Consider the following 24,337-nt stretch of genomic DNA (forward strand, 5'->3'; position numbering starts at 1 on the left):
GGAATTAGATTCTTCAATTGTCAAATATATTGAAAAATATACCACTTTTTACCACATTATACCACTTTGTTGATAAGTTTATGATCTCAGTTTCTATATTTATAGGTTTAAATACCTAAAAAATCGCTTAAAGCCTGACTTAAAATATATTAGAGCCTAAATTTTCGCTTTAATTTTGTTGTTAAAATTTAATCTTAAAAAGTATTTAAGCTGAGAGGCATTAAATAGGTCTTTATAAAAATGAAATACCTATATTTGTTTGTTGATGATAATGACTAATTAATGACGCATCGCTTAAAAAAAGAAAAGAATTTTAGCTACATGGAAGTGGGTGAAGGACAACCCATAATTGTATTACATGGGTTAATGGGCGGATTGAGCAACTTCGACGCAGTATCTGATTATTTCAGCGCTAAAGGCTACAAAATAGTAATCCCTCTGCTACCTATATATAGTATGAGCTTACTAAAAACGAATGTAAAAAGTTTCGCAAATTACTTACACGAATTTATTGAATATAAAGGATTTGACAATGTTATTTTACTAGGAAACTCTCTTGGTGGACACATTGGTTTATACCATACAAAACTGTTTCCTGAAAAAGTAAAAGCACTTATTATAACTGGAAGTTCTGGGCTATATGAAAGCGCTATGGGAAGCGGATATACAAAGAGAAGTGACTACGAAGTAATTAAGAAAAAAGCACAAGATGTGTTTTACGATCCAGCTGTAGCAACTAAAGAAATTGTTGACGAAGTCTACGAAACTGTAAACGACCGCAACAAATTAATAAAGACTTTGGCTATCGCAAAAAGTGCGATTAGACATAATATGGCAAAAGATTTGCCTGTTATGAATATACCAACGTGTATAATTTGGGGTAAAAACGATATTGTTACACCTCCAGAAGTTGCTGTTGAATTTGATAACCTGTTACCCGATTCGGATTTATTTTGGATTGACAAATGTGGGCACGCAGCTATGATGGAACACCCAGATGAATTTAATAACATACTAGATGCTTGGCTAACAGCTAGAGCGCTATAACAGTAAAATATTATGCAAATTAAATCGGCTGAGTTTGTAGTAAGTAATTCGGATGTTTCCAAATGTCCGAAAGATAGAATCCCTGAATACGCCTTTATTGGACGTAGTAATGTGGGAAAATCGTCGCTTATTAATATGCTTACCAACCGTAAAAGTCTTGCCAAAACTTCTGGAAGGCCAGGAAAAACTCAATTAATAAATCATTTTTTAATAAATAAAACGTGGTTTCTTGTCGATTTACCTGGTTACGGATACGCTCGCGTTTCTAAAAGTGCTAAAAAAACCTTTCAGAAATTTATTACAGAATATTTTAGTAAGCGAGAGCAATTAATCTCTGCATTTGTTTTGGTAGATATTCGCCACAATCCGCAACCTGTAGATTTAGAATTTATGACATGGTTAGGAGAACACAGCATACCGTTTTCTATTATTTTCACTAAAGCCGACAAGTTAAAACCAATGGCTATAGAAAATCATATAAATTCTTACCGCGACATATTACTTGAAACTTGGGAAGAGATGCCTAACTATTTTGTAACCTCGTCCTCTAAAGAAATTGGAAAAGACGAACTCTTACAATATATAGACGACACAAACTCTAATCTTAAAATAGATTAGATTAGCTTTTTACATCTAAAGCATCTCTCAAGGCATTCCCCATTAACATAAACGCCATTACTAAACTCATAATGCACAATCCTGGAATTATTGCCAAATAGGGTTTACCTAGTATGATGTAATTATAATGATCTTTAATCATGGCTCCCCAACTTGCCATAGGAGGTTGTGCCCCAATACCCAAAAAACTAAGTCCGCTTTCAATTAATATTGCCGATGCAAAATTAGCGGCACAAATAACAATTACTGGCGCCATAATATTAGGCAGTATATGTTTTGTTATAATTCTATAATCTGTATAACCTAGCGCTCTAGCCGCTGTAACATATTGCATCTCTTTAGCGCTTATAATTTGGCCTCTAACCACACGTGCAACTTCTACCCACATGGTTAAACCAACAGCTATAAAGACTTGCCAAAACCCTTTACCCAACGCTAATGTAATAGCTATTACTAATAATAAGGTAGGAATAGACCAAGTTACATTAATAACCCACATAATAACAGCATCTACTTTACCACCATAATATCCGGCTACGCTTCCTAACGTTAACCCAATAATTAAAGAAATAAACACGGCTACAAATCCTATAAAGAACGATATTCTTGCTCCTACTAAGACACGACTTAACACATCGCGTCCATATTTATCGGTACCAAGATGAAAGGTTTTAGGCGCAACTAAATTGGATTCTTCTACTTTTGAAAAAGCATTTAAATCTAAGCTTTTTTCTTCTCCAACTAAACCATCTGAAGCATACTCAGTATATAATAAGGTATAGTCTTTAATTTTGAATGCTGAAACAGGCACTTCTGTTTCTGTATTCACTGTGCCAAAAAACAGTTTATCTAACGCATTTTGAGTGTTCTGAATTTTAGAAGGTAGCGTTAGCATATCTATTGTAAAACCCGGTCTTTTAGAATGGATAGACAAATGCATTTGATTGGCATATTGCGAATGATCTGGCGCTAAAACATAAGCAAACACAGATACTAATCCTACTATTATAATAAAACAGAAACTAAAAACGCCCCAGAAATTGTGTTTAAATTTCTGAAGCGCTAATTGTTTTAACGATTGTGTTTTACCACCCATTCACTACTTAATTTTTTGCAGATTTTGCAGTGGTTGATTTTATATCTGTTTTAGATTGTGTTGATGCAAATTCATCTTTTAATGTATAAGCATTTTTTAAATCTTCAAGCACATTAACAGCTTCTTCTACATAAACATCTTGCGTTAAACTTTCGTGCCAACGGTCGCGTTTCTCTTTTAACGTAGAATCTTTAGCGAAAAGCGCTTCCTCATAAGGTAAAGACGAATAGGTTAAATTAGATTTATAATCAGAAATTTTTTCAAAACGTTTTGCTTCATCTTCATTTAAATCTAACTTACTTTTATACTTAGCATAGTTTAAGTTAAATGTGTTTTCATCCATTTTCGTCTTTATCCATTTAGCATTTTCAGCAATAAGGTTAAGTTGCTCATTATTACTCATACGCTCTTTACTTTTCTGTATGGTAGTATCATAATCAAAATAGCCATTCCATAATGTATAATCTGCAGGTGCAATTTTATCCCATGGTAACGGATTCTCTTGATCCTTTTCCCCGATATCAATAAAGCTATAACGGTCTGGAACAACCACATCACTTTTAACACCTTCTAACTGAGTAGAACCTCCATTTATACGGTAAAACTTTTGCGTTGTTAATTTAAGAGCTCCTAAGTCGCCATTACTATTATTACGTACCATACGGTTTAAATCTAATACATTTTGTACTGTACCTTTACCATAAGTTTGTTCGCTACCTATAATAATACCACGTTTATAATCTTGCATAGCTGCAGCCAAAATCTCTGATGCAGAAGCCGATAATTCGTTTACTAAAATCACTAAAGGTCCGTCCCAATCTATAGACTCGTCTTTATCTCTTAAAATTTCTTTAGGTTCTCCAGTAGAACGTACCTGTACAATCGGACCATCTTTTATAAATAAACCGGCCATATCTACAACGGTTTGTAAAGACCCGCCACCATTATTTCTTAAATCTAACACAAGACCTTCCATACCTTGTTCCTTCAATCTATCAATTTCAATTTTAATATCTGAAGCGGCATTTCTGCTGTTATAATCTTCAAAATCTACATAGAATTTAGGAAGATTAATTACGCCGTATTTTATAGCATTTTTAGTAACAATCGAAGATTTTGCATACGTTTCTTCAAGTTCTACAATATCTCTTACAATGGTAATTTCTTTAGTAGAACCATCTACCTTTTTAACCGTTAAGATAACCTCAGTTCCTTTAGGACCTTTAATATATTTAATGGCATCGTCTAAACGCATACCCACAATATTAACGGCTTCTTTTTCGTCTTCTTGGCGTACTTTTAAAATAGCATCTCCAACTTCTAACTCTTTTCCTCTCCAAGCAGGACCTCCCGAAATAAGTTCCATGATTTTAACATTGTCCATTTTCTTTTGCAGTCTAGCTCCAATACCTTCTAACTTACCAGACATTTGCTGGTCGAATCTATCCTTGTCTTCAGGGGCGAAATAAAATGTATGCGGATCGAAATTTTCAACCACAGCGTTAACGTACATTGTAAACCAATCGCTACGTTCTAGATCGTCTATATAATCTGTGTAGTAATTGTCTATAGATTTTAAAGTTGACTCACGAGACTCTTTTTCCATCTCATTTTCAGACTTTAAAACATACTCAGGATCGTTTTCTTTATTAAGACGTTCTTCTGTTTGTAAATCGTCATAATTAGAAATTGTAGAGAATTTAAGTTGTTGTCTCCAACGGTTTCTCATTTCTTTCTTAGAATTTACGTAAGATTTATTTTCATAATCTACATTAAAATCTTCGTCTACAGTATAATCAAAAGGCTCGTCTAAAATTGCTTTATATAGCACTTTAGATTCTTCCATTCTTTGCAACAAACGTTCATGAGTAATATTGAAAAAAGTAATATCGTACTCTTTTAATTGCTCATCAATATTGTGCTTATACTTTTCAAATTCCTTTATATCGGATTCGTAGAAGTATCGTTTAAGCGGATCTATTGCCTGTAAATAATTATTGTAAACTTCTTCAGAGAAATTATCATCCAATGTTTTGGGATCGAAATGACCACGTTCCAATACGTAAGTTATAACTTGAACTAATAATTTGTCTTTATCTGGGTCGCTAAAAGTTTTAGTAGTAAAACTGCAAGAAGCGAAGCCTAATAACAATAGTAATACTAAATATCTGTAATTCCTTTTCATAAGCCTATAAAAATGCATCGTATATTTTTCACTAAAGTAGAGAAAAAACTATGCCAATAAAAATCCATGAAAGGTAATTTTTTGTTAAACTAAACAAATTCGAGGTTTCAGCAAGATTTTATGTATTTTAGCATAGCTATTTAAAACACGAAATATGTCTAAAAAGCCCCTCATTTTAGTGACTAATGACGATGGTATTACTGCCCCAGGAATTAGAACTTTAATACGAATTATGAATACTATTGGAGATGTTGTGGTGGTTGCACCCGACAGTCCACAGAGCGGAATGGGACACGCTATTACAGTAGATTCTACCTTATATGTTGAAAAATTAACTATAGATAATGGTCCGCAAGAAGACTACAGTTGCTCGGGAACACCAGCAGATTGTGTTAAATTGGGTGTCCGTGAAATTTTAAAACGAAAACCAGATTTATGTGTATCGGGAATAAACCATGGGTCTAACTCATCAATCAATGTTATTTATTCTGGAACTATGAGTGCTGCCATTGAAGCAGGTATAGAAGGTATTCCGGCTATTGGTTTTTCATTATTGGATTACAGTTGGAGTGCAAATTTTGAGCATACAGAATCTTTTATAAAAAATATTACATTAAAGACCTTAGAGCACGGTTTACCTTTGGGTGTGGTTTTAAATGTAAATATCCCTAATGTTCCTAAAAAAGACATAAAAGGTATTCGTGTTTGTAGACAAGCCCGTGCAAATTGGGTAGAAAAGTTTGATAAAAGACAAAGCCCAATGGGTAAAGATTATTATTGGCTTGCTGGAACATTTGAAAATTTAGACCAAGGCGAAGATACAGACGAGTGGGCCTTAGAAAATAATTATGTTTCTATAGTCCCTGTACAATTCGATCTCACAGCATACCAAAGCATAAAACAAATTAACACTTGGAATTTGAATGATTAAAAAAGAAGTTTTTATAGGATTTATAGTTGGTGTTATAGCCAATGGAATGGGCTTACTTTTAGCCGCTTTATTACTAGGTCGTGGAGATGATGTTACCACAGTAATAAAAGCAGCAGCTGCAGAAGATTTTTTAGGAAAACTAATAAGTATTGGTGCCATTTTAAATTTAGCAGCATTTTTTATTTTTATTAAAAAGAGACAAGATTACAGAGCAAGAGGTGTAATATTAGCCACTGTTTGTATTGCCATTTTTACCTTTATTTTTAAATTTATATAATGAAATATTACATTATTGCAGGAGAAGCCTCGGGAGATTTACATGGCTCGAATCTAATTAAAGCGCTACAGGTTGTAGATACAGATGCTGAATTTAGATTTTGGGGAGGTGACCTTATGCAAAATGTAGGAGGTACTTTAGTTAGCCATTATAAAGAGCGTGCCTTTATGGGGTTTGCAGAAGTGATTTTGAATTTATCTAAAATTTTAAAAGCCATATCGTTTTGTAAAGCAGATATAGCTACATATCATCCCGATGTTATTATTTTTATAGATAACTCTGGGTTTAATTTACGTATCGCAAAATGGGCAAAAGAGCAAAATTACCGTACCAATTATTATATATCACCACAAGTTTGGGCCTCTAGAGCAGGACGTGTTAAAAAAATAAAACACGACATAGATAATATGTACGTGATACTTCCGTTTGTAAAATCATTTTATGATACATATGATTATGATGTCACTTTTGTGGGACATCCATTAATTGATGCCATTGCAGACAGAACTCAAGTAGACGAGCATCAATTTAGAGCCGAATATAAATTAAGCGAAAAACCAATTATTGCTATTTTACCTGGTAGTAGAAAACAAGAAATTAATAAAATGCTAACGGTAATGCTTAGCATTATTGACGATTATCCGGACTATCAATTTGTAATTGCAGGTGCACCTAGTCAAGAATTTGAGTATTATCAACAATTTATAAAAAATACAGACGTTCATTTTATAGCCAATAAAACTTACGATTTACTTAGTGTTTCTTATGCCGCTTTAGTAACCTCTGGTACTGCAACCTTAGAAACGGCCTTATTTAAAGTCCCACAAGTTGTCTGTTATAAAGGTAGTTGGTTATCGTACCAAATTGGTCGCCGTATTATCACTTTGAAATATATTTCATTGGTGAATTTAATTATGGATAAACCTGTAGTTAAAGAACTTATTCAAGATGAATTTACGTCTAAAAACTTAAAAAAGGAATTAGACTTGATTTTAAATCCGTACGAACGCACAAAGTTTTTTATTAATTATTACGATTTAGAAAAGAAGCTTGGAGGTAAAGGCGCAAGCAAAAAAACTGCCGAACATATTTACAATGCCCTAAAACAGAATGCCTAATATGCATAAACTATCTTTTATACTTTGTTTACTTATTTGCGTAAGCAGCTGTAAATCATCTAAAAAAACAACAACCTACAGAAAGTCTAACAACGTTACCGTATCTCCTACGAACTCTATTAAAACAGATCGGTCTGAAGACAACGCCTTATTAACTCCTAAAAGTAATGCCGAATTAAAATCGTTAGGAATAGAGATTAGCGATTATGCCAAACAGTTTGAAGGTGTACGTTATAAATATGGTGGCACGACAACCAAAGGCATGGATTGTTCGGGTTTGGTATACGAAACCTTTAAAGCGTATGATATAAATTTACCTCGTGTATCTAGAGATATGGCTTTAGAAGGTTTAAAAATAAATATAGACGATGTTAAAGTTGGTGATCTCTTATTTTTCCAAACTAACCCTAAACGAAAAACCATTAATCATGTGGGTTTAGTAGTAGCTTCTAGCACAGGAAACGTAGAGTTTATACATTCCACGACAAGCAAAGGCGTTATAACATCTTCACTTGCAGAACGTTACTGGTATTATTCTTTTAAAGAAGCACGTAGAATACTCTAATTATTAGTACCTTACTGTTATGAAGTTAAGTCGCTTTATAATAGTAAAACTCACACTTTTCTTAATTCTCGGTATTTGTCTGGGTTATTTTACCCACTTCCCTTTACTTTGGAGTGTGGCAACTTGCGCAATATTACTTGGTATTTTAGGACTCCTTTTAGTATTGAATTCTTCTAGCTATAAACCTCCAATATCATTTGGCCTAATAGCATTTCTTTTAATGATTGCTATCGGAGTTTTAACGGTAGCAAGTCACAATCAAGCCCTACAGTCCTCGCATTACTCGCATTTAAAAACACCAAAATCACGTATTACTTTTAAGATTAAAACAGTACTAAAACCTAATACATATTATTATAAATATGTAATTGATATTTTAAAGGTGAATAATCATTTAGTTACCGGCACTGCTTTATTAAACATTAAGAAGGACTCGCTAACAAACACTTATTTCATTGATGATGTATTTGTAGCTGCAGACACACTTCAGGATATACTTCCTCCTTTAAATCCTAATCAATTTAATTACAAAGCTTATTTGGAGCGTCAATATATTTATCATCAAATGACGACGACTCCAACTAAACTATTAAAACTTAAGAAATCTAAATCAACACTTTTAGGAGAAGCGTATCAGTTAAATAGACATATAAATAATCGACTACAAACCTATCCGTTTGGAGCAGACGAACTCGCTATTATGAATGCGCTGTTCCTTGGGCAGCGACAAGACATCTCAGCATCATTATATACCAACTATACAAAAGCAGGAGTTATACATATACTCGCTGTTTCTGGATTGCATGTTGGTATTTTACTCATGATCTTAAATTACTTACTTGCACCTTTAGAACGCTTTACACATGGCAAGATTCTAAAAACCATATTGATAATTATTATCATGTGGTGTTTTGCGTTTTTAACTGGTTTATCACCTTCTGTAAGCAGAGCAACATTAATGTTTACATTAGTTGCTATTAGCATAAATTCTAACAGACCATCTAATATTTTTAACACGGTTGCCATCTCTGCCTTTTTGTTACTCTTATGGAAACCTTTATTACTTTTCGATGTTGGTTTTCAGTTAAGCTATGCAGCCGTTTTAAGCATCATAACATTTCAGCCCACATTAAATAGTTTATGGTATCCTAAACACAAATTAAGCAAACTATTATGGAATACATTAACTGTAACTACAGCGGCCCAAATAGGAGTATTACCATTAAGCATCTATTATTTCCATCAGTTTCCGGGCTTATTCTTCCTATCTAACGTATTAATTGTACCCGTTTTGGGCTATGTTTTAGGTTTAGGCATCCTTATTATTACACTTGCAATGCTTCAACTGTTACCAAATATTTTAGTGACATTATTCAATGAAACCATAACTATAATGAATGCGATTGTAAATTGGATTGCAGCTCAGGATGCATTTATATTTGATTCATTAACATTAGAATTAAACACTTTATTTTGCATTTACGCCCTGCTATTTTGCTTTATTTATGTGTATACAAAGCCAAAATTTAAATCTGTAACTTTAGTGTTGTTATCAGTTATAATACTTCAAACCACATTGCTTTATAATGCTTGGTCTCAAACGCCAACAGAATGGATTCTGTTTCATAAAAATAAACAAAGTATTTTGGCACATCGTAACTCACGTGCCTTAACCATATACCAATCAGACACTTTAAATTATGTAAACGCATATCCTTTAAAAGATTATATGCTTGCAAAAAACATGCGCACTTTTAATAATTCACCCTTAAAATCGGTGTATCGAATTCAAGGAAAAAGTACATTAATTGTAGACAGTTTGAGTGTTTATCAGGTTCCTAGTTTCAAACCACATTATGTACTGCTTAGAAATTCACCTAAACTAAATTTGAATCGTTTAATTGACTCTTTAAATCCAAATAAAATTATTGCAGACGGAAGTAATTATACTTCTTATATTGCTCGCTGGGAGACGACTTGTAAGCATAAAAAAATCCCTTTCTACCACACAGGTAAAAAGGGAGCTTATAACTTTAAAGAATAAAAATTTTACTCTACGAATTCTGGTTCGAAAGATTCAAAGTAAGCATTAACAACCTCTTGACTGTCTAATTCTTTATACTTATCTGTTGAAAATAATTTTAAATACAGTTCTAATTGTTGTGGTTTTTGGTAGCCACGAACTGGCGTAATAACTTGAGCAGCCTCGTCTAAAAAGACAATAGTAGGATAGGCATTTACACCTAAAGCTCTTGCAAATTCGTGTACACTATTTCTTTTGTTCTCTTTTGCAGGATCAAAATTTGGATTTTCGTAGGTATTCCCCTGATAAGAAACAGCCTCTTTACCTTCTGCATTAAATTTAACCGCATAGTAATTTTCATTTACATATGCCACAACATCTTTATTTTGAAATGTATTTTTATCTAACATTTTACATGGACCACACCAATTGGTATACGCATCCATCATTATTTTTTTTGGCGCAGTTTTCTGAAGTTCTAACGCTTCATTAAAACTTAACCAATTAATTTCTTGGGCATTTACAATTCCTACCATAAACATAAGAACCAATAAAAGTAATCCTTTTTTCATCCTCTAATATTTTTACACTTTAAAAACCAGTGTATATAATGTATGTGTCTAAAATACAAAAAGCACCTTACAACGAAGATGCTTTTTATGATATTAAGATTTTTTTTAGAATTATTTAACACCGTGCATTAACTTCTTAAGCAACGGATTTAAAACTAAGATAAACAGACCTGCTACTACGGGAACAATAGTAAAGATTAAGAAAAACGTGGATAAGCTATACGCTTTTGTAATATTTTCGATTTGCCCACCCAAGACGGCTGCTAATTTATTTCCGATGGCAATGGCTAAATACCACATACCAAACATAAGTGCAATCATACGTGCTGGCACCAATTTACTTACGTAAGACAGTCCCACAGGAGATAAACATAATTCACCCAAAGTATGAAATAAGTACGCTAGAATTAACCAAATCATACTCACTTTAACGCCTTCTTGAATGCCATAAGCTCCAAACGCTAACAATCCGAAACCAATAGCCATAATGATCAAACCATACGCATATTTTGCTGCTGCTGATGGGTTGTATTTACTTTCCCACCATTTAGAAAAGAATGAAGCAAATACGATAATAAAAAATGAATTTAGAATACTAAACCACGAGACTGTAATTTCAGAAACTTCAGCTGTAAATTCTCTAGATAACATCCACCCCACTATGGCCCACATGAGTAAAAAACAAATGGCAAGCACAATGTTAGAATAAGGGATTTTCTTATACGTTTTCTTCCATAAATCGTATAACACATAGGTAATAATAGCTAAAGGGATAACGGTTAATAATGCATTTATTATATTAAAAACAAAGGCCGAGTTTCCTGTAAGCACACGATCTACGTTATCTCTTGCAAACAACACTAAAGACGATGCCCCTTGCTCGAAAGACAACCAGAAAAATACGGTAAAAAAAGCAAAAATAATAAATGCTAACATACGGTCTCTTACCACCGTAGAGTATCTTAAAATCCTACTGATAACGAGATATAAGAACAAAATTAATCCTATCAAAACCACCACATATTGCCCTTCTATACCGCCTATTTGGAACGCAGAAAACATATCTATATTTGCAATCTTAGACATTGGATCGTTTAAGGCATAACCTAATCCAATTACTGAAGAAATTACAATTAGCACTTTATCTAATACTGTAAATGGGTTTTCTTTTTCTATTTCTTCATCTTCGCTAACTTCTGCTATAGAATTATCGGCATCTTGAACGTCTTCTATTTCATGAACTTTCGATGGTTTTTTTCCAATTTCACCAAAAAGATTTCCAGAAAATGCAAATTGCAAAGTTCCTAATAACATAAAAATACCTGCCAATCCAAATCCGTAAGACCAACCTACTTTTTCTGCTAAATACCCACAAAGCATCATGCCGAAAAACGCTCCGGCATTTACGCCCATATAGAAAATGGTATAAGCACCATCTTTCTTTTCTGGGTGTGTTTTATACATTTCAGAAATTATAGAAGTAATATTAGGCTTAAAAAAACCAGTTCCTACGACCAATAAACCAAGACCAAAATACAAGGAGAATTCTGTTTCTATAGCCATTGAAGCATGTCCCATCGCCATGATAACAGAACCAATTATAACAGCTAATTTGTAACCCGTTAATTTATCTGCAATAATCCCACCAATAATAGGTGTGATATATAGTAACATGGCATATGTACCAAATAAAGCAGTCGCATTTTCTGCAGACCATCCCCAACCAGGATTATCTCCTATTACAGAAAAAGTTAAAAAATTTACTAAAAGCACGCGCATTCCGTAGAATGAAAAGCGCTCCCACATTTCAGTAAAAAACAGTACAAATAAACCTGCTGGATGACCAAGAACCTTGTCTTTAAAAAGGTTATCAATATCAGTTGTCATATAATATTACATTAATTTAATTTCCTTTAAAAGTGTAGTGTGAATTAATGAGCCATTTCGTGTTCGTTGTCTTCAGCACCGTGAGTTAAAACTTCCAATTTCTTTCTAAACAGAAGCATTAGCAATCCGAAACTAACACAGAATACTGCTATTCCTGTAAATATGGTATACTCTCCTAAACTTTCTGAAGCTTCTCCTAAAAGACCAGCTAGTTTATTACCAATTCCAGTCATAGCAAAATATACTCCCATTATTAATGAAGCATATTTAACAGGAGCTAATTTAGTTATATAAGATAGCGCTACTGGAGATAAAGAAAGCTCTCCTATAGTATGAAATAAATATGCTAATACTAACCAATACATAGCAGAACCACCTTGACCATCGATAACTGGTCCGTTTGCATTAAATTGTGCAGCAGCAGCAGTCATGAAAAAGAATCCCATCCCCATTATAATAAGCCCTACAATCATTTTAAAAAGTGACGTAGATACCTTTCCTTGTAGCTTTCTTTTAGCCCAATAACCAGCAACTGTTGTTCCTAGTAAAATGATAAACATCGCATTAAAAGATTGAAACCATGATGCTGGAAAATCAAACCCCATGATTAATCTATTTGTCTTTTCTGAAGCATAAATATTCATTAGTCCTCCTGCCTGTTCAAAAGCTCCCCAAAATACAATGACTAAGAAGAATGAAATAAACAACACTATAATTCTATCTTTTTCAACTTTTGTTAAAGGTCTATTTTGATCTACAACATCGGCAGAACCCTCTTCATGACTTAATGCATCATGTAAATATTTTTGACCAGCAATATATTGCAATAAACCTAACGCCATTCCGATACCTGCTAAACCAAAACCGTAATGCCAACCGTAAACTTCCCCTACATATCCTACAATGATACTTGACAAGAATGCTCCAACATTAATTCCTATATAAAATATTGTAAACCCTTTATCTCGTCTTATATCTCCTTTTTTATACAAACCTCCAACCATGGTAGAAATGTTTGGTTTTAATAAACCCACTCCTAAAATAATTAATCCTAATCCGCTGTAAAACGCCCACATTTCTTCAACAGCTAGAATACCATGACCTGCAACTAATAAAATTCCACCGTATAATACTGCTTTCTTTTGACCTAAAAACTTATCGGCAATCCAACCTCCGGGAATTGAAGACACATATACAAACATAGTATACCAACCATATAATGACAATGCTTCTCCATTTGTCCACCCTAAACCAGCATTAGCATCTTTAGTTTCTGCAACTAAATACAATACTAAAATGGCACGCATACCATAATAAGAAAAACGTTCCCACATTTCGGTAAAGAACAACACGTATAGTCCTACTGGATGACCAAATAATTCCTTTTGTTTAACATCAATCGTATCTGCCATAAGTAATTTGTAATTAAAGTTGTTATATAAGTTTAGTTATTATTTAATTTTATCTCCTAACTTCTCATCTAAGAAATTAGTCATTTTAGTATACAAGTGCAATCTTGTGTTTCCACCGTAAATACCGTGATTTTTATCTGGATAAATCATCCAATCAAACTGTTTGTTAGCTTGAATTAATGCTTCAATCATTTGCATAGAATTCTGTACATGTACATTATCATCTGCAGTTCCATGCACTAACAAAAAGTCACCTTTAAGTTTATCTACATGATTTATTGGAGAATTTTCATCGTAACCAGAAGCATTTTCTTGGGGTGTTGTCATGTAACGTTCTGTATAAATAGAATCATAGAATCTCCAACTTGTAACCGGAGCCACGGCAATAGCCATTTTAAAGACATCGTTACCTTTGAAAATAGCGTTACTACTCATAAATCCACCAAAACTCCATCCCCAAATTCCGATGCGTTCTTTGTCGATATAACTTAAGTCTCCCAATTGTTTTGCGGCTTGAATTTGATCTTCTAATTCAAATTTTCCTAATTCTTTTTGTGTAGCTTTCTTAAACGCAGCACCTTTAAGTCCTGTACCACGACCATCTACACAGGCTACTATATACCCCTTTTCTGCTAACATTTCATACCAAAAATCATTAGCACTTAACCATGTATTGGCTACACTTTGTGAGCCTGGTCCAGAATATTGATACATAAATAATGGATACGTTTTAGACGGATCGAAATCAGATGGCTTAATCATCCACATGTTTAAATCGTTACCATTTACTTTTATGGTACTAAACTCTTTTTTAGAAATATCGTATGCCGTCTTCTGCTTGAAAAAAAAATTATTATCGATAATCGTTTTAAGGACTTTACCTGATTTTGCACTATTTAAAGTATATAGTGGTGGTGTTGTCGCGCTAGAATATGTATTGATAAAGTATGTGAAATTAGCACTAAAAGACGCCGAGTTTGTTCCTTCTTTATCAGACAAACGTGTTTTGTTTTTACCCTTTAAAGAAATACTATATACATCGCGATTTATAGAACCATTTTCTACAGACTGATAAAATATTTTTTTAGATTTTTTATCGTAGCCGTAATAATTTGTAACCTCCCAATTACCATTTGTAATTTGGTTGATTAATGAACCATCTTTTTTGTAGTGATAAATATGATTGTAACCATCTTTTTCACTTGTCCAAATAAAGCTATTATCTTCTAAAAAGGTTAAGTTATCTGTAACATCTACATAAGCTTGATCTTTATCTGTAAGCACCAATTTAGATGTCATTGCAGACGCATCAATCATCCATAAATCTAATTCATTTTGGTGTCTGTTCGTATATTGTGCACTTAACACATTAGCTTCATTGGTCCATTTAATTCTAGGAATATAAAAATCTGAGTAGCTTTTATCTAAAGTCACTTCAGTTATTTTATTCTGCTTAAGGTCGAACACATGTAATGATACGTCTGAGTTTGCTTCACCCGCTTTTGGATACTTAAATACATCTTGTGTAGGGTATAAATCTTTACCAAAAAGATCCATAGAGAATTCAGGAACTTTGGTTTCATCAAATCTTATAAATGCAATTTTGTCTCCAGTTGCATTCCATTCAAAAGCACGTACAAAAGCGAATTCTTCTTCGTAAACCCAGTCTGTAATACCATTAATTATTTTATTGTCTACACCGTCTGACGTAAATTGAGTTGTTTCTCCCGTTTTTAAATCTTTAATAAAAAGGTTATTGTTTAAACCGTAAGCTACTTTTGTACCATCTGGAGAGAATGTAGGTTCTTGTATTTTGTCATCAGATATAGCTGTAACAGATTTTGTTGCTGTATCGAAAACAAAATAATAACCTAAAGTTGAACGTCTAAAAATAGACTCGACTTGTGTTGCTAATAACACTTTACTTTCATCGTCACTAAAGGTGTAATCTGTAAAGAAATCAATGTCTGATAAATCACTAGAACTCACTAAGGTTTTTACCTTACTTAAGGTTTTGTAATCGTAAATATCTATAGACGTCGATCTGGATTCTCGATTAAAATCTAACACAGAATACTCTTGCCCGTTTGCCATAGAATGCAGTGATTCCATACGTTCGGTTCTAAAAGTTCCATTCCAGATATCTTCTAAAGTAATTTGTTTTTGTTGTGCTGAGATTAAGCCTGTCATTAGAAAAAATAACAGTAATAGAGGAGTGTAATGCTTCACGAATATTTTTTTATAAAAGAGTTAAAATTGAAGAATTTTAAAAAGTCCCCAAGTTTACTAAAAATTAACGAAATTACCACTTCAATTAACAGTTTATATCGTCAATACAGTGCTATAAAACCGTATTTTACCTCTAATAAGTACTATATTTGTGGCGTTAAATTAAAATTGAATGCACAACAAAACGATTTCAGGTTTTTCGAAACTATCTAAGTCAAAAAAAATAGATTGGATTGTAAATACTTATTTTTCAAACCAAGATCAAGCTAAAACAATTCTAAAACAGTATTGGAATTCTGATGAAAAACTTCAGCAATTACACGACGAGTTTATAGAAAACACTATTACAAATTATTACTTACCCTTAGGCGTTGCTCCTAATTTTTTAATAAACGACCGTATGTATGCCATTCCTATGGCTATCGAAGAAAGTTCTGTGGTTGCAGCAGCAAGTAAAGCGGCTAAGTTTTGGCTGGATCGCGGCGGATTTAAAACCTCTGTTATTTCTACCACAAAAATAGGTCAAGTCCATTTTATGTATCGCGGTGATACCACACATTTAAAGCATTATTTTAACACGGTAAAACCACAACTTTTAGAAGCCGTAAAGCCACTTTCTAAAAACATGGAAAAACGTGGCGGTGGTATTCAAGACATTGAATTACGCGATAAAACAGCAGATATTCCTAATTACTTTCAGCTGCATGTTTCTTTTGGCACTGCAGATGCTATGGGTGCAAATTTTATAAATTCATGCTTAGAACAATTTGCAAAAACATTTAAAGCTGAAGCACTAAACTTCGAAGACTTCTCTGCAGAAGAACAACAGATAGAGATTGTTATGAGCATTTTATCTAACTACGTGCCAGACTGCTTAGTCCGTGCCGAAGTGAGTTGTATGGTTGAAGACTTGAGCGATAGTAAAACAATAGCTCCAGAAGCCTTTGCCAATAAGTTTGTACAAGCCATACAGATTGCCGAAGTTGAACCTTTTAGAGCCGTAACTCACAATAAAGGCATTATGAATGGTATAGATGCCGTGGTTTTAGCTACAGGAAATGACTTTAGAGCGATTGAAGCTGGTGTACACGCCTATGCCTCTAGAAATGGTGCTTACAGTAGTTTGTCGCATGCTAAAATTGAAAATGGAATATTTACATTTTGGATGGAAATTCCATTAGCTTTAGGTACGGTTGGCGGCTTAACCAATTTACACCCATTAGTAAAACTATCCCTAGAGATGCTAGGTAAACCTTCAGCAAAAGAATTAATGCAAATCGTTGCTGTTGCAGGATTAGCACAAAATTTTGCAGCCATACGTTCACTGACAACAACAGGAATTCAGGAAGGCCATATGAAAATGCATTTGATGAATATTTTAAATCAGTTTGAAGCCAATGCTGAAGAAAAAATCAATTTAGTGAATCATTTTAAAACGCACACAGTTTCGCATAGCGCTGTGGTTGAAGCAATTGAAAAACTACGTCAGTAATGAATCGATTTTATAGTCATGGTAAACTTTTAATTACTGCAGAATATTTAGTATTAAACGGAGCTGAAGCTTTGGCGCTTCCTACTAAATTCGGGCAATCCCTTATAGTAGAAAACAATCAAACTTCTGTTTTAAATTGGCAAAGTTTTGATCATGAAAACACCGTTTGGCTTGATGTGCAATTCTTTCTAAAAAATGGTAAATTAGAATCTGAAACCACTAATGAAATCACTGATAGATTAGCTTCCATATTAAATACGGCTAGATCTATGAACTCGGAATTTTTAAAACACCATATTGGATATACCATAAAAACACATCTCGATTTTCCCAATAACTGGGGATTAGGGACATCGTCTACGTTAATAAATAATATTGCTAATTGGGCCGATATAAACCCCTACAAACTTTTAGAACTAACGTTTGGAGGTAGTGGTTACGATATTGCTTGCGCGAGTAATAATACCCCAATTACATACACATTACATGAAACATCACCGATTGTAAAGCCGGTAACATTTCATCCAGAATTTTATAAACACATCTATTTTGTACACTTAAATCAGAAACAAAACAGTCGTGAAGGTATTGCACACTATAAAGCTAACACTGCAGACAAATCTAAAGCGATTGCAGCCATTAATACCATTACTGAAGCGCTTATGAATTGTGACGACTTAAATGCATTTAACAGCCTAATTGAGATGCATGAAGCCATCATTTCAGATGTAATTAAACTGCAACCGGTAAAAACTGTATTATTTCCAGATTTTAACGGAAGCATTAAAAGCTTAGGGGCTTGGGGAGGAGATTTTGTTATGGTTTGTTCTAAAGACAATCCAACACCTTATTTTAAAGAAAAAGGCTACCACACCATATTACCTTATCAGGATATGATATTGTAACACGAGCACACGTTTAAAACAAAGACACCTTATGATAACAAAAAATCCTCATCTTTCGATGAGGATTTTTTTATATCAATTTACTACAGACTATTGTACAGTCTCAGCTCTATTGTCATCAATTTCAGAAGCATCTTTTAACGCTTCGTATAATTTAGTGTTTACTACATTAGCTTTTTGCTGTCCAACACGGTTTGCAAATGCTTGGTAGTTTTCTAAGGTTGCAGCAGGCGACACTTTAGTCACTTCTACCATATAAACTCCATTAGCACCAACAATTAATTTAGACGTTTCTCCTTCTTTTAAACCAAAAGCAGCACCAACAATAATTGGCTCTCTACCCGCACCAGAAATAGTTGGATTTTTCATATTTAAAGCAGAAGCGGTTTTAATGGTTTGTTTTTCTTCTGAAGCTAAAGCATCTAAAGTTGTTGCTTTAACACGGTCTTTAATAATTGCCGCTTTTTTCTCTTTACGTAATTTTGGAAGTACAATTGCAGATGCATTTTCTACAGACATTAAGCCAGCTTCATTTTTAGCAGCAAGTTGTACAATTGCATATCCGCCAGGAATATTAAAACGCTTAACGTCTCCTACACTTGTCTCTTCGTTAAATGTCCAACGTACAATTTGACGTTGACTACTTAAACCAGGGATGTTTTCTTGAAGAATTTCTATGCCTTTAACAGGACGTACAGCATAATCGTTTTCTTTAGATACGGCTTGAAAATCTTTATCTGCAACTGCGATTTCGAATTTAGAAGCATCTCTAAACACTTTATCTATTGTAGCATCAGATGGTTCGATTTGTCTAGCGATGGTTGCTATTTTAACCGCTTTCTCTTTAGAGGTTTGATCTAAGATTTCAATAACGTGGTATCCAAAATCTGTTTTAACTACACCAACATCTCCTTTACTATTTTGGAATGTATAGTCTCTAAATTCAGGAACCATAGCATTGTATGTAAACCAGTCTAAAACACCTTCTTTTTCGTTACTCACTTTATCTGCAGATAAATCTAACATATCTACAAATTTAGAAGGATTAGCTTTTACAATAGCCATAACACTGTCTGCTGTTTTCTTAGCAGCTACTTCTGTTAGAGTCGTTTCTGCAGTTGCACCACGAGATCCTACAAACGGAATTAAAATATGTCTTGCTTTAGCAGAATCTGGCATAAATGTTTCTGCAACCAATTTAGACAATTTAAGGAAGCCATTATCTTTATAAGGTCCGTAAATACTTCCGATTGATTTATTGTATAAACTATCTGCTAAATTTTTAGGTAAAGCTGATTTGAATACAAAACGGTCGTCGAATTTAATATCTGAGTTAGAATTTACAAAAGTTTCATTGTCTTTAACTTGAGCAAAGCCTAAAATAGTATCGTTTGTTTTTGAAATGTCGTTATAAACAACAGAGTTATTTAATAAACCTGTTAAGCTTGAAGCAATTTCTTTTTCATCATCTAATGAAGCAACTTCTCTAAACTCTACATAGTTAATATCTCTAGATGCTTCTACCTGAAATTCTTTCTTGTGATCTTTAATATAGCTAGAAATTTCTGATTTAGAAACAGCTACAGTACTATCTGAAATAGAAGAGAACGGTACTTGTACATATCTAATATCTACTTTATTGTTTTCTAATTCATGCTCTACTTTTCCTTCAGCTAAAGTTCCAGTTACACCAGCTTTAACCATATTTACGTAATCTTGTTGCATACCACTAGCAGCGATAGATTGTTCGTAATCTATCCATTGTTGGTAAGCCTCTTCAGATGTTGCTTTTAAATTAGCAATATATTCGTTTAGTTTATTCTCGTCGAATAACCCAGCTTCATTTTGAAATTCTGGACTACCGGCTAAAGTTGACTTTAACAAATCTCTCATTTGATCACGCTCAACAGTAAATCCTAAAGTTTCATACTGAGACTCCATTACGGCTTGTCTTACTTCTTGATCCCAAACACGGTTCATTGCTTGTGTGTTTGTTACTCCTTGTCCCATTTGTCTTTGTGCGTACTCAACTTTACGTAAAAAATCTTCTCTAGAGATTTCTTTACCATTAATTGTAGCGACAACATTTTGTGATTTATTCGATAATGCACTTCCGTTTTGGAATAATCCTGAAAGCACAAAAGAGAATAATGCTAATGCAATAATTAAGATTAAGAAAAGCGAACGTTGTCTAATTTTATTTAAAACTGCCATTTGTCATTTAAATTATATGAAATATTGGGCGCGAAAATACCATTTTCTATTTAATAATAAAAGTAGAAAACATCAATAATTCATTTAATTTCTAGGAATTAGAAAAATTAATCGGGCTTAACTATGCTTAGTGCGACTAAGTCTATTTTAGTATTAGAAACTTCAAGGATTGTAAATTCAAAATCATTAATACGAACAACCTCATCTTGTTCTGGAATTTCTTCAGTATGATTTACAATAAAACCTCCTAAAGTTTCATAATTTTCACTTTCGGGAATGTCTAACTTGTAGTTTTCATTTAAATAATCGACTTCAATACGTGCAGAAAATGTAAAATTCTCGTCGTCTATTTTTTCTTCTATCAAATCTATGGTGTCATGTTCATCTTCAATTTCACCAAACAATTCTTCAATAATATCTTCTACAGTCATAATTCCAGAAGTTCCACCATATTCATCTAAAACAACAGCAATACTTTTACGCTTTTTAATTAGCACACTTAGCACATCTTTAATAAGCATGGTTTCTGGCACTAGTTCTACTGGAAGTATAATAGATTTAATGCTTTTAGGTTTTTTAAACAGCTCGAAGGAGTGTACATATCCTAAAATATCGTCTATAGTTTCTTTATAAACTAAAATTTTAGAGCAGCCTGTTTCTATAATTAGACTGTTAAGATTCTTTGTAGGTTCTTGAATTTCTACCGCTATAATTTCTGTTCTAGGCACCATAACTTCTCGGGCTTTAACTTCTGAAAATTCTAATGCGTTTTGAAATATTTGAATTTCAGAATCAATATCGTCATGCTCTTCTACAGACTTCATTTGTTCTGAAATATAATTCCCTAATTCAACTTTTGTAAAGGCCAATTGCACCTGATCGCCTTCTGTTTTAAAAAAGCGTCTTAATACAAAATTAGACACCCACAATACAAAATCTGAAAGCAAACTAAATAACCAATAAAAAATATAAGCAGGAACAGCAAAAAATTTAATTAATGAATTCGCATAAATCTGAAAGAAAACTTTAGGTAAAAACTCTGCAGTAATTAAAATGATAAGTGTAGACACTACCGTTTGGGTTAGCAAACTTAAATCGTCTAACATGTAATTGACAAAAGTAGAACTAGAAGGCAGCATAGACTGAAACCAATCGACCAACAAATCGCCCATAAAAAAACCATAAATTACCAAAGCGATATTGTTACCAATAAGCATGGTCGCAATAAACTTTGAGGGTTTTGCTGTGAGTTTTGTTAAAATATTGGCAAGAAATCCATCTTGCTTTTTTTCAATTTCAATATGGATTTTATTAGACGACACATAGGCAATCTCCATACCTGAAAAAAATGCAGATAGAATTAAGGATACAATGATAATGATGATAGCGGTTGTCATCTATAGCAACTAGTCTTTATTATCAAATTTCTTATTGAATCTCTGTCTAAAGAAAAACATAAAAATAGCAGCAGCGCCTAGCAACAAAGATGCATAAGACACTACTCCTGTTGCCATATATTTAGATACCACATCGTAAAAAAACACAACAGCAAATATTAAATAAGCATATTGAAAAAGCTTAAATGATTTATTCATGATTAAAGAAAAAATTAATTTTGCTGTAAAGGTAGCGAATTATTCGTCAAGTGTAATAATTCCGTTTATTTCAAGCACTTCGGCTTCTTTGAAATTCACATCAGAATCGAAACCATTTCCGTTTATTAAATCGCCTTTAGTTCTAAATTTAACAGGTTGGTTGGTAGACAGCCATTGTTTATTCTGGTCGTAATATAACTGATCTGCAAACAAAGTATCGTTTGTAGATGTTGCTAAGACAACATTACCTTGCAAATCTATTAATCCGGTTTGGTCGTACACAATAGCATAATCTGAAATCACAGTACTTTTGTTATTGTCTTTATCAAACAAATACAAATGCACACCTTCTGGAAATTCTGAAAAAGCAAACTCGCGATTAGAATAATCCAACATTTTTGGGCTTACCAAATTAGCTTTTAACCGACCTGAATCTGTGTATTTAAGATTTAAAACCTCTGCAACACCAATGGGTTCGTTCGCAGAAACATCTAAGCCATTTACTTCGCTTAAATTTTTACCGCAAGAAACAAACATGGTCATAGCAATTGCTATGACCATGAATATATTTTTAGAATGTTTTAGAAACATGTTATATACTAGGAACTGTTACACTAGATCCGATCCAGCATCCGATATTAATTGTTTGTCCTCCATTTCCTTCAGAGAAAATATCAGATTTTTGTGGTGCTTTAGCTCTATAACTCGTAGCAGATTGTGACGCATGAGATTTTAAAGTTGGATCTACACGTCCAGCTTTTGCAGCTTCGTCTGCAGCTAACCAGAATACAGCACGCTTGTTAAATGTTGAGTCTCCACAGTTGTTTGCACTTGCAGCATACATAGCAGCGATTTGTAAGTGAGGACGACCATTAGATGGATTTAATTTTAAAGCCTCACGGTAATAGCTTCTGGCTTTAGAGTAAGAGTTGCTTCTTTTTAATTTATCAGCAATTTTACTGTATAATTTCGCTTTTTTATAAGAATCTGTTTCTAAACTTAAAGCTTGCTCGTAGTATTTAAGCGCCTCACTACTTTTGTTTTCTTTATCTTTTAAGATCCCTAAGTAGTATGCAGAGTTTGCAGAAGGATTTAAGTTATGATATGCGTTTACTAATTTAAAGAATAACGGATCGCTTGTACATTCTTTATCAGACATTTTACCAGCAGCTCTTTGTAACCAAACAGCATCTGTTTTATGTGCCTCGAAGTCTTTTTCGTATAAAGGAATTAAGTTTTCACAGTTTGCACGCTCACCTAACTTACCATTAATACTACCACCAATTTTATCGTAAGCATCTAAATAATCAGAATAGTATTTTTTATACTTTAATTCTTTACTTGTTAAAGCAGTACCTGCTTCTTCTTTTTCGATTAACTTGTTTAATTTTTCAGAATAGTTAGCAACTTCTTCATCTACACGTTCAACAACATCATCATATTTATTAAATAAATCTTGAGGTGTTTTTTCTTTAGCATCATATAAATCTACCATTAAAGAAAAGTAAGCGTAGATAGCTTTAGGCTTTACAAAATTTTCACGATCTGTAGTATATGCTTTATCGAATGCATTATAAACATCTAAATTAGACAATCCTAATTCTGATCTGAAATCATATTTTTCCAAAGCTATATCAGTCAGCACCTCTCCGTCAGAAGATCTACTAGGGAAATTAGCATATTCTTCATCGTAGAATTTAATTAAATCTTCGATGTAAGCTTTTTTCTCTGCACCTGCAGAGTTTTCAATTTTATGATTTAAAATTTTAAACCCATCTATATAGATCGCTTTATTAAATTTAGGACAAGCTTTTCTAACTTCCATCCAAGGTGTATACGCTGCGTCGTAATTTTTAGCTTTTACGTATTCGTGAAAAATAGATAATTTAGTAGTACATTCTTCTTGAGTTTGAGCAAAACCGTTTGTTAGCCCTAAACATAATACTGCTACTATTAAAGTAACTTTCATTTTCATAATTTGTTTTTTTTGAGTAAAGTTAATCATATTTCCGTATAACGATCAATCTATCATTAGTAGATAACTTGGCGCTAAAGTTAATAAAGTTTTCTTTAAATTGGTATGAGATTAATATCTCGCGTACTTCTTTTTCGAATCTTATAAAAAAAATCAAAGAAAACATATTTATTATCAATTCAATACCAAATTATAT

20 protein-coding genes are annotated in these 24,337 nt (G+C 33.2%); 9 read left to right on the plus strand and 11 right to left on the minus strand.

Going from position 1 to position 24,337, the window contains the following annotated elements:
* Positions 1-282: 282 nt before the first annotated feature.
* Together AST99_RS13160 and yihA are read left to right on the plus strand one after the other, a co-directional pair.
* Positions 283-1,047: an alpha/beta fold hydrolase gene (locus AST99_RS13160; protein ID WP_057782357.1), complete on the plus strand. Its 765-nt coding sequence runs from the start codon at positions 283-285 to the stop codon at positions 1,045-1,047.
* A 12-nt stretch (positions 1,048-1,059) separates the two neighbouring features.
* Positions 1,060-1,665: a ribosome biogenesis GTP-binding protein YihA/YsxC gene (gene yihA, locus AST99_RS13165; RefSeq protein ID WP_057782358.1), complete on the plus strand. Its 606-nt coding sequence runs from the start codon at positions 1,060-1,062 to the stop codon at positions 1,663-1,665.
* A gap of 1 nt (position 1,666) precedes the next feature.
* Here yihA and AST99_RS13170 read toward each other — a convergent pair whose 3' ends face one another.
* Both AST99_RS13170 and AST99_RS13175 read right to left on the minus strand, forming a co-directional pair.
* Positions 1,667-2,761 carry an ABC transporter permease gene (locus tag AST99_RS13170; protein WP_057782360.1) on the minus strand — a complete coding sequence of 365 codons (1,095 nt, stop codon included), beginning with the start codon at positions 2,759-2,761 and terminating at the stop codon, positions 1,667-1,669.
* Between the two features lie 7 nt (positions 2,762-2,768).
* Positions 2,769-4,946 (minus strand): carboxy terminal-processing peptidase, encoded by a 2,178-nt coding sequence (locus AST99_RS13175; protein WP_057782362.1) that lies wholly within the window; start codon positions 4,944-4,946, stop codon positions 2,769-2,771.
* Positions 4,947-5,100: 154 nt separating this feature from the next.
* On the opposite strand from AST99_RS13175, the gene surE reads away from it, so the two are divergent.
* The 5 genes from surE to AST99_RS13200 are packed head-to-tail and all read left to right on the plus strand — an operon-like array spanning position 5,101 to position 9,881.
* Positions 5,101-5,877 (plus strand): 5'/3'-nucleotidase SurE, encoded by a 777-nt coding sequence (gene surE, locus AST99_RS13180; RefSeq protein WP_057782363.1) that lies wholly within the window; start codon positions 5,101-5,103, stop codon positions 5,875-5,877.
* Positions 5,870-6,154: a hypothetical protein gene (locus tag AST99_RS13185; RefSeq protein WP_057782365.1), complete on the plus strand. Its 285-nt coding sequence runs from the start codon at positions 5,870-5,872 to the stop codon at positions 6,152-6,154. Before surE ends, AST99_RS13185 begins: the two co-directional genes overlap by 8 nt.
* Positions 6,154-7,272: a lipid-A-disaccharide synthase gene (lpxB, locus tag AST99_RS13190; RefSeq protein WP_057782367.1), complete on the plus strand. Its 1,119-nt coding sequence runs from the start codon at positions 6,154-6,156 to the stop codon at positions 7,270-7,272. The genes AST99_RS13185 and lpxB overlap by 1 nt, the downstream gene beginning before the upstream one ends.
* Position 7,273: 1 nt before the next feature.
* A complete protein-coding gene (locus AST99_RS13195; RefSeq protein ID WP_069727860.1) occupies positions 7,274-7,837 on the plus strand; it encodes a C40 family peptidase in 564 nt (187 codons plus the stop codon).
* A gap of 19 nt (positions 7,838-7,856) precedes the next feature.
* Positions 7,857-9,881 carry a ComEC/Rec2 family competence protein gene (locus AST99_RS13200; protein ID WP_069727857.1) on the plus strand — a complete coding sequence of 675 codons (2,025 nt, stop codon included), beginning with the start codon at positions 7,857-7,859 and terminating at the stop codon, positions 9,879-9,881.
* A gap of 5 nt (positions 9,882-9,886) precedes the next feature.
* Here the strand turns inward: AST99_RS13200 and AST99_RS13205 are convergent, their stop codons facing one another.
* The 4 genes from AST99_RS13205 to AST99_RS13220 form a co-directional block, all read right to left on the minus strand.
* Positions 9,887-10,432, minus strand: a complete 546-nt coding sequence (locus AST99_RS13205) for a thioredoxin family protein (RefSeq protein WP_057782373.1) — start codon at positions 10,430-10,432, stop codon at positions 9,887-9,889.
* A gap of 111 nt (positions 10,433-10,543) precedes the next feature.
* Entirely contained in the window at positions 10,544-12,319 is a 1,776-nt protein-coding gene (locus AST99_RS13210; RefSeq protein WP_057782375.1) for a peptide MFS transporter, read from the minus strand.
* A gap of 44 nt (positions 12,320-12,363) precedes the next feature.
* Positions 12,364-13,731, minus strand: a complete 1,368-nt coding sequence (locus AST99_RS13215; RefSeq protein ID WP_057782378.1) for a peptide MFS transporter — start codon at positions 13,729-13,731, stop codon at positions 12,364-12,366.
* A gap of 39 nt (positions 13,732-13,770) precedes the next feature.
* The gene (locus tag AST99_RS13220) at positions 13,771-15,921 is read right to left on the minus strand and encodes a S9 family peptidase (protein WP_057782380.1); all 2,151 of its coding nucleotides are present in this window, start codon (positions 15,919-15,921) and stop codon (positions 13,771-13,773) included.
* A 211-nt stretch (positions 15,922-16,132) separates the two neighbouring features.
* Between AST99_RS13220 and AST99_RS13225 the strand changes: the two genes are divergently transcribed.
* Positions 16,133-17,452 (plus strand): hydroxymethylglutaryl-CoA reductase, degradative, encoded by a 1,320-nt coding sequence (locus AST99_RS13225; protein ID WP_057782382.1) that lies wholly within the window; start codon positions 16,133-16,135, stop codon positions 17,450-17,452.
* The gene (locus tag AST99_RS13230) at positions 17,452-18,357 is read left to right on the plus strand and encodes a GYDIA family GHMP kinase (protein ID WP_057782384.1); all 906 of its coding nucleotides are present in this window, start codon (positions 17,452-17,454) and stop codon (positions 18,355-18,357) included. Before AST99_RS13225 ends, AST99_RS13230 begins: the two co-directional genes overlap by 1 nt.
* A 90-nt stretch (positions 18,358-18,447) precedes the next feature.
* On the opposite strand, the gene AST99_RS13235 is transcribed toward AST99_RS13230, so the two are convergent.
* From AST99_RS13235 to AST99_RS13255, 5 genes are all read right to left on the minus strand, one after another.
* Entirely contained in the window at positions 18,448-20,571 is a 2,124-nt protein-coding gene (locus AST99_RS13235) for a peptidylprolyl isomerase (protein ID WP_057782386.1), read from the minus strand.
* Between the two features lie 107 nt (positions 20,572-20,678).
* Complete coding sequence (locus AST99_RS13240; RefSeq protein ID WP_057782388.1) at positions 20,679-21,968, minus strand: hemolysin family protein; 1,290 nt, start codon at positions 21,966-21,968, stop codon at positions 20,679-20,681.
* A gap of 9 nt (positions 21,969-21,977) precedes the next feature.
* Positions 21,978-22,166, minus strand: coding sequence for a hypothetical protein (locus AST99_RS13245; RefSeq protein WP_057782390.1), 189 nt, complete (start codon positions 22,164-22,166; stop codon positions 21,978-21,980).
* 39 nt (positions 22,167-22,205) lie between these two features.
* Positions 22,206-22,727, minus strand: coding sequence for an LPS export ABC transporter periplasmic protein LptC (lptC, locus tag AST99_RS13250; protein WP_232301627.1), 522 nt, complete (start codon positions 22,725-22,727; stop codon positions 22,206-22,208).
* Between the two features lie 31 nt (positions 22,728-22,758).
* Positions 22,759-24,141 (minus strand): hypothetical protein, encoded by a 1,383-nt coding sequence (locus AST99_RS13255; RefSeq protein ID WP_057782448.1) that lies wholly within the window; start codon positions 24,139-24,141, stop codon positions 22,759-22,761.
* Between the last annotated feature and the right edge of the window lie 196 nt (positions 24,142-24,337).

It is taken from the genome of Formosa algae (assembly GCF_001439665.1).
In the GTDB taxonomy this organism is placed as follows: domain Bacteria; phylum Bacteroidota; class Bacteroidia; order Flavobacteriales; family Flavobacteriaceae; genus Formosa; species Formosa algae.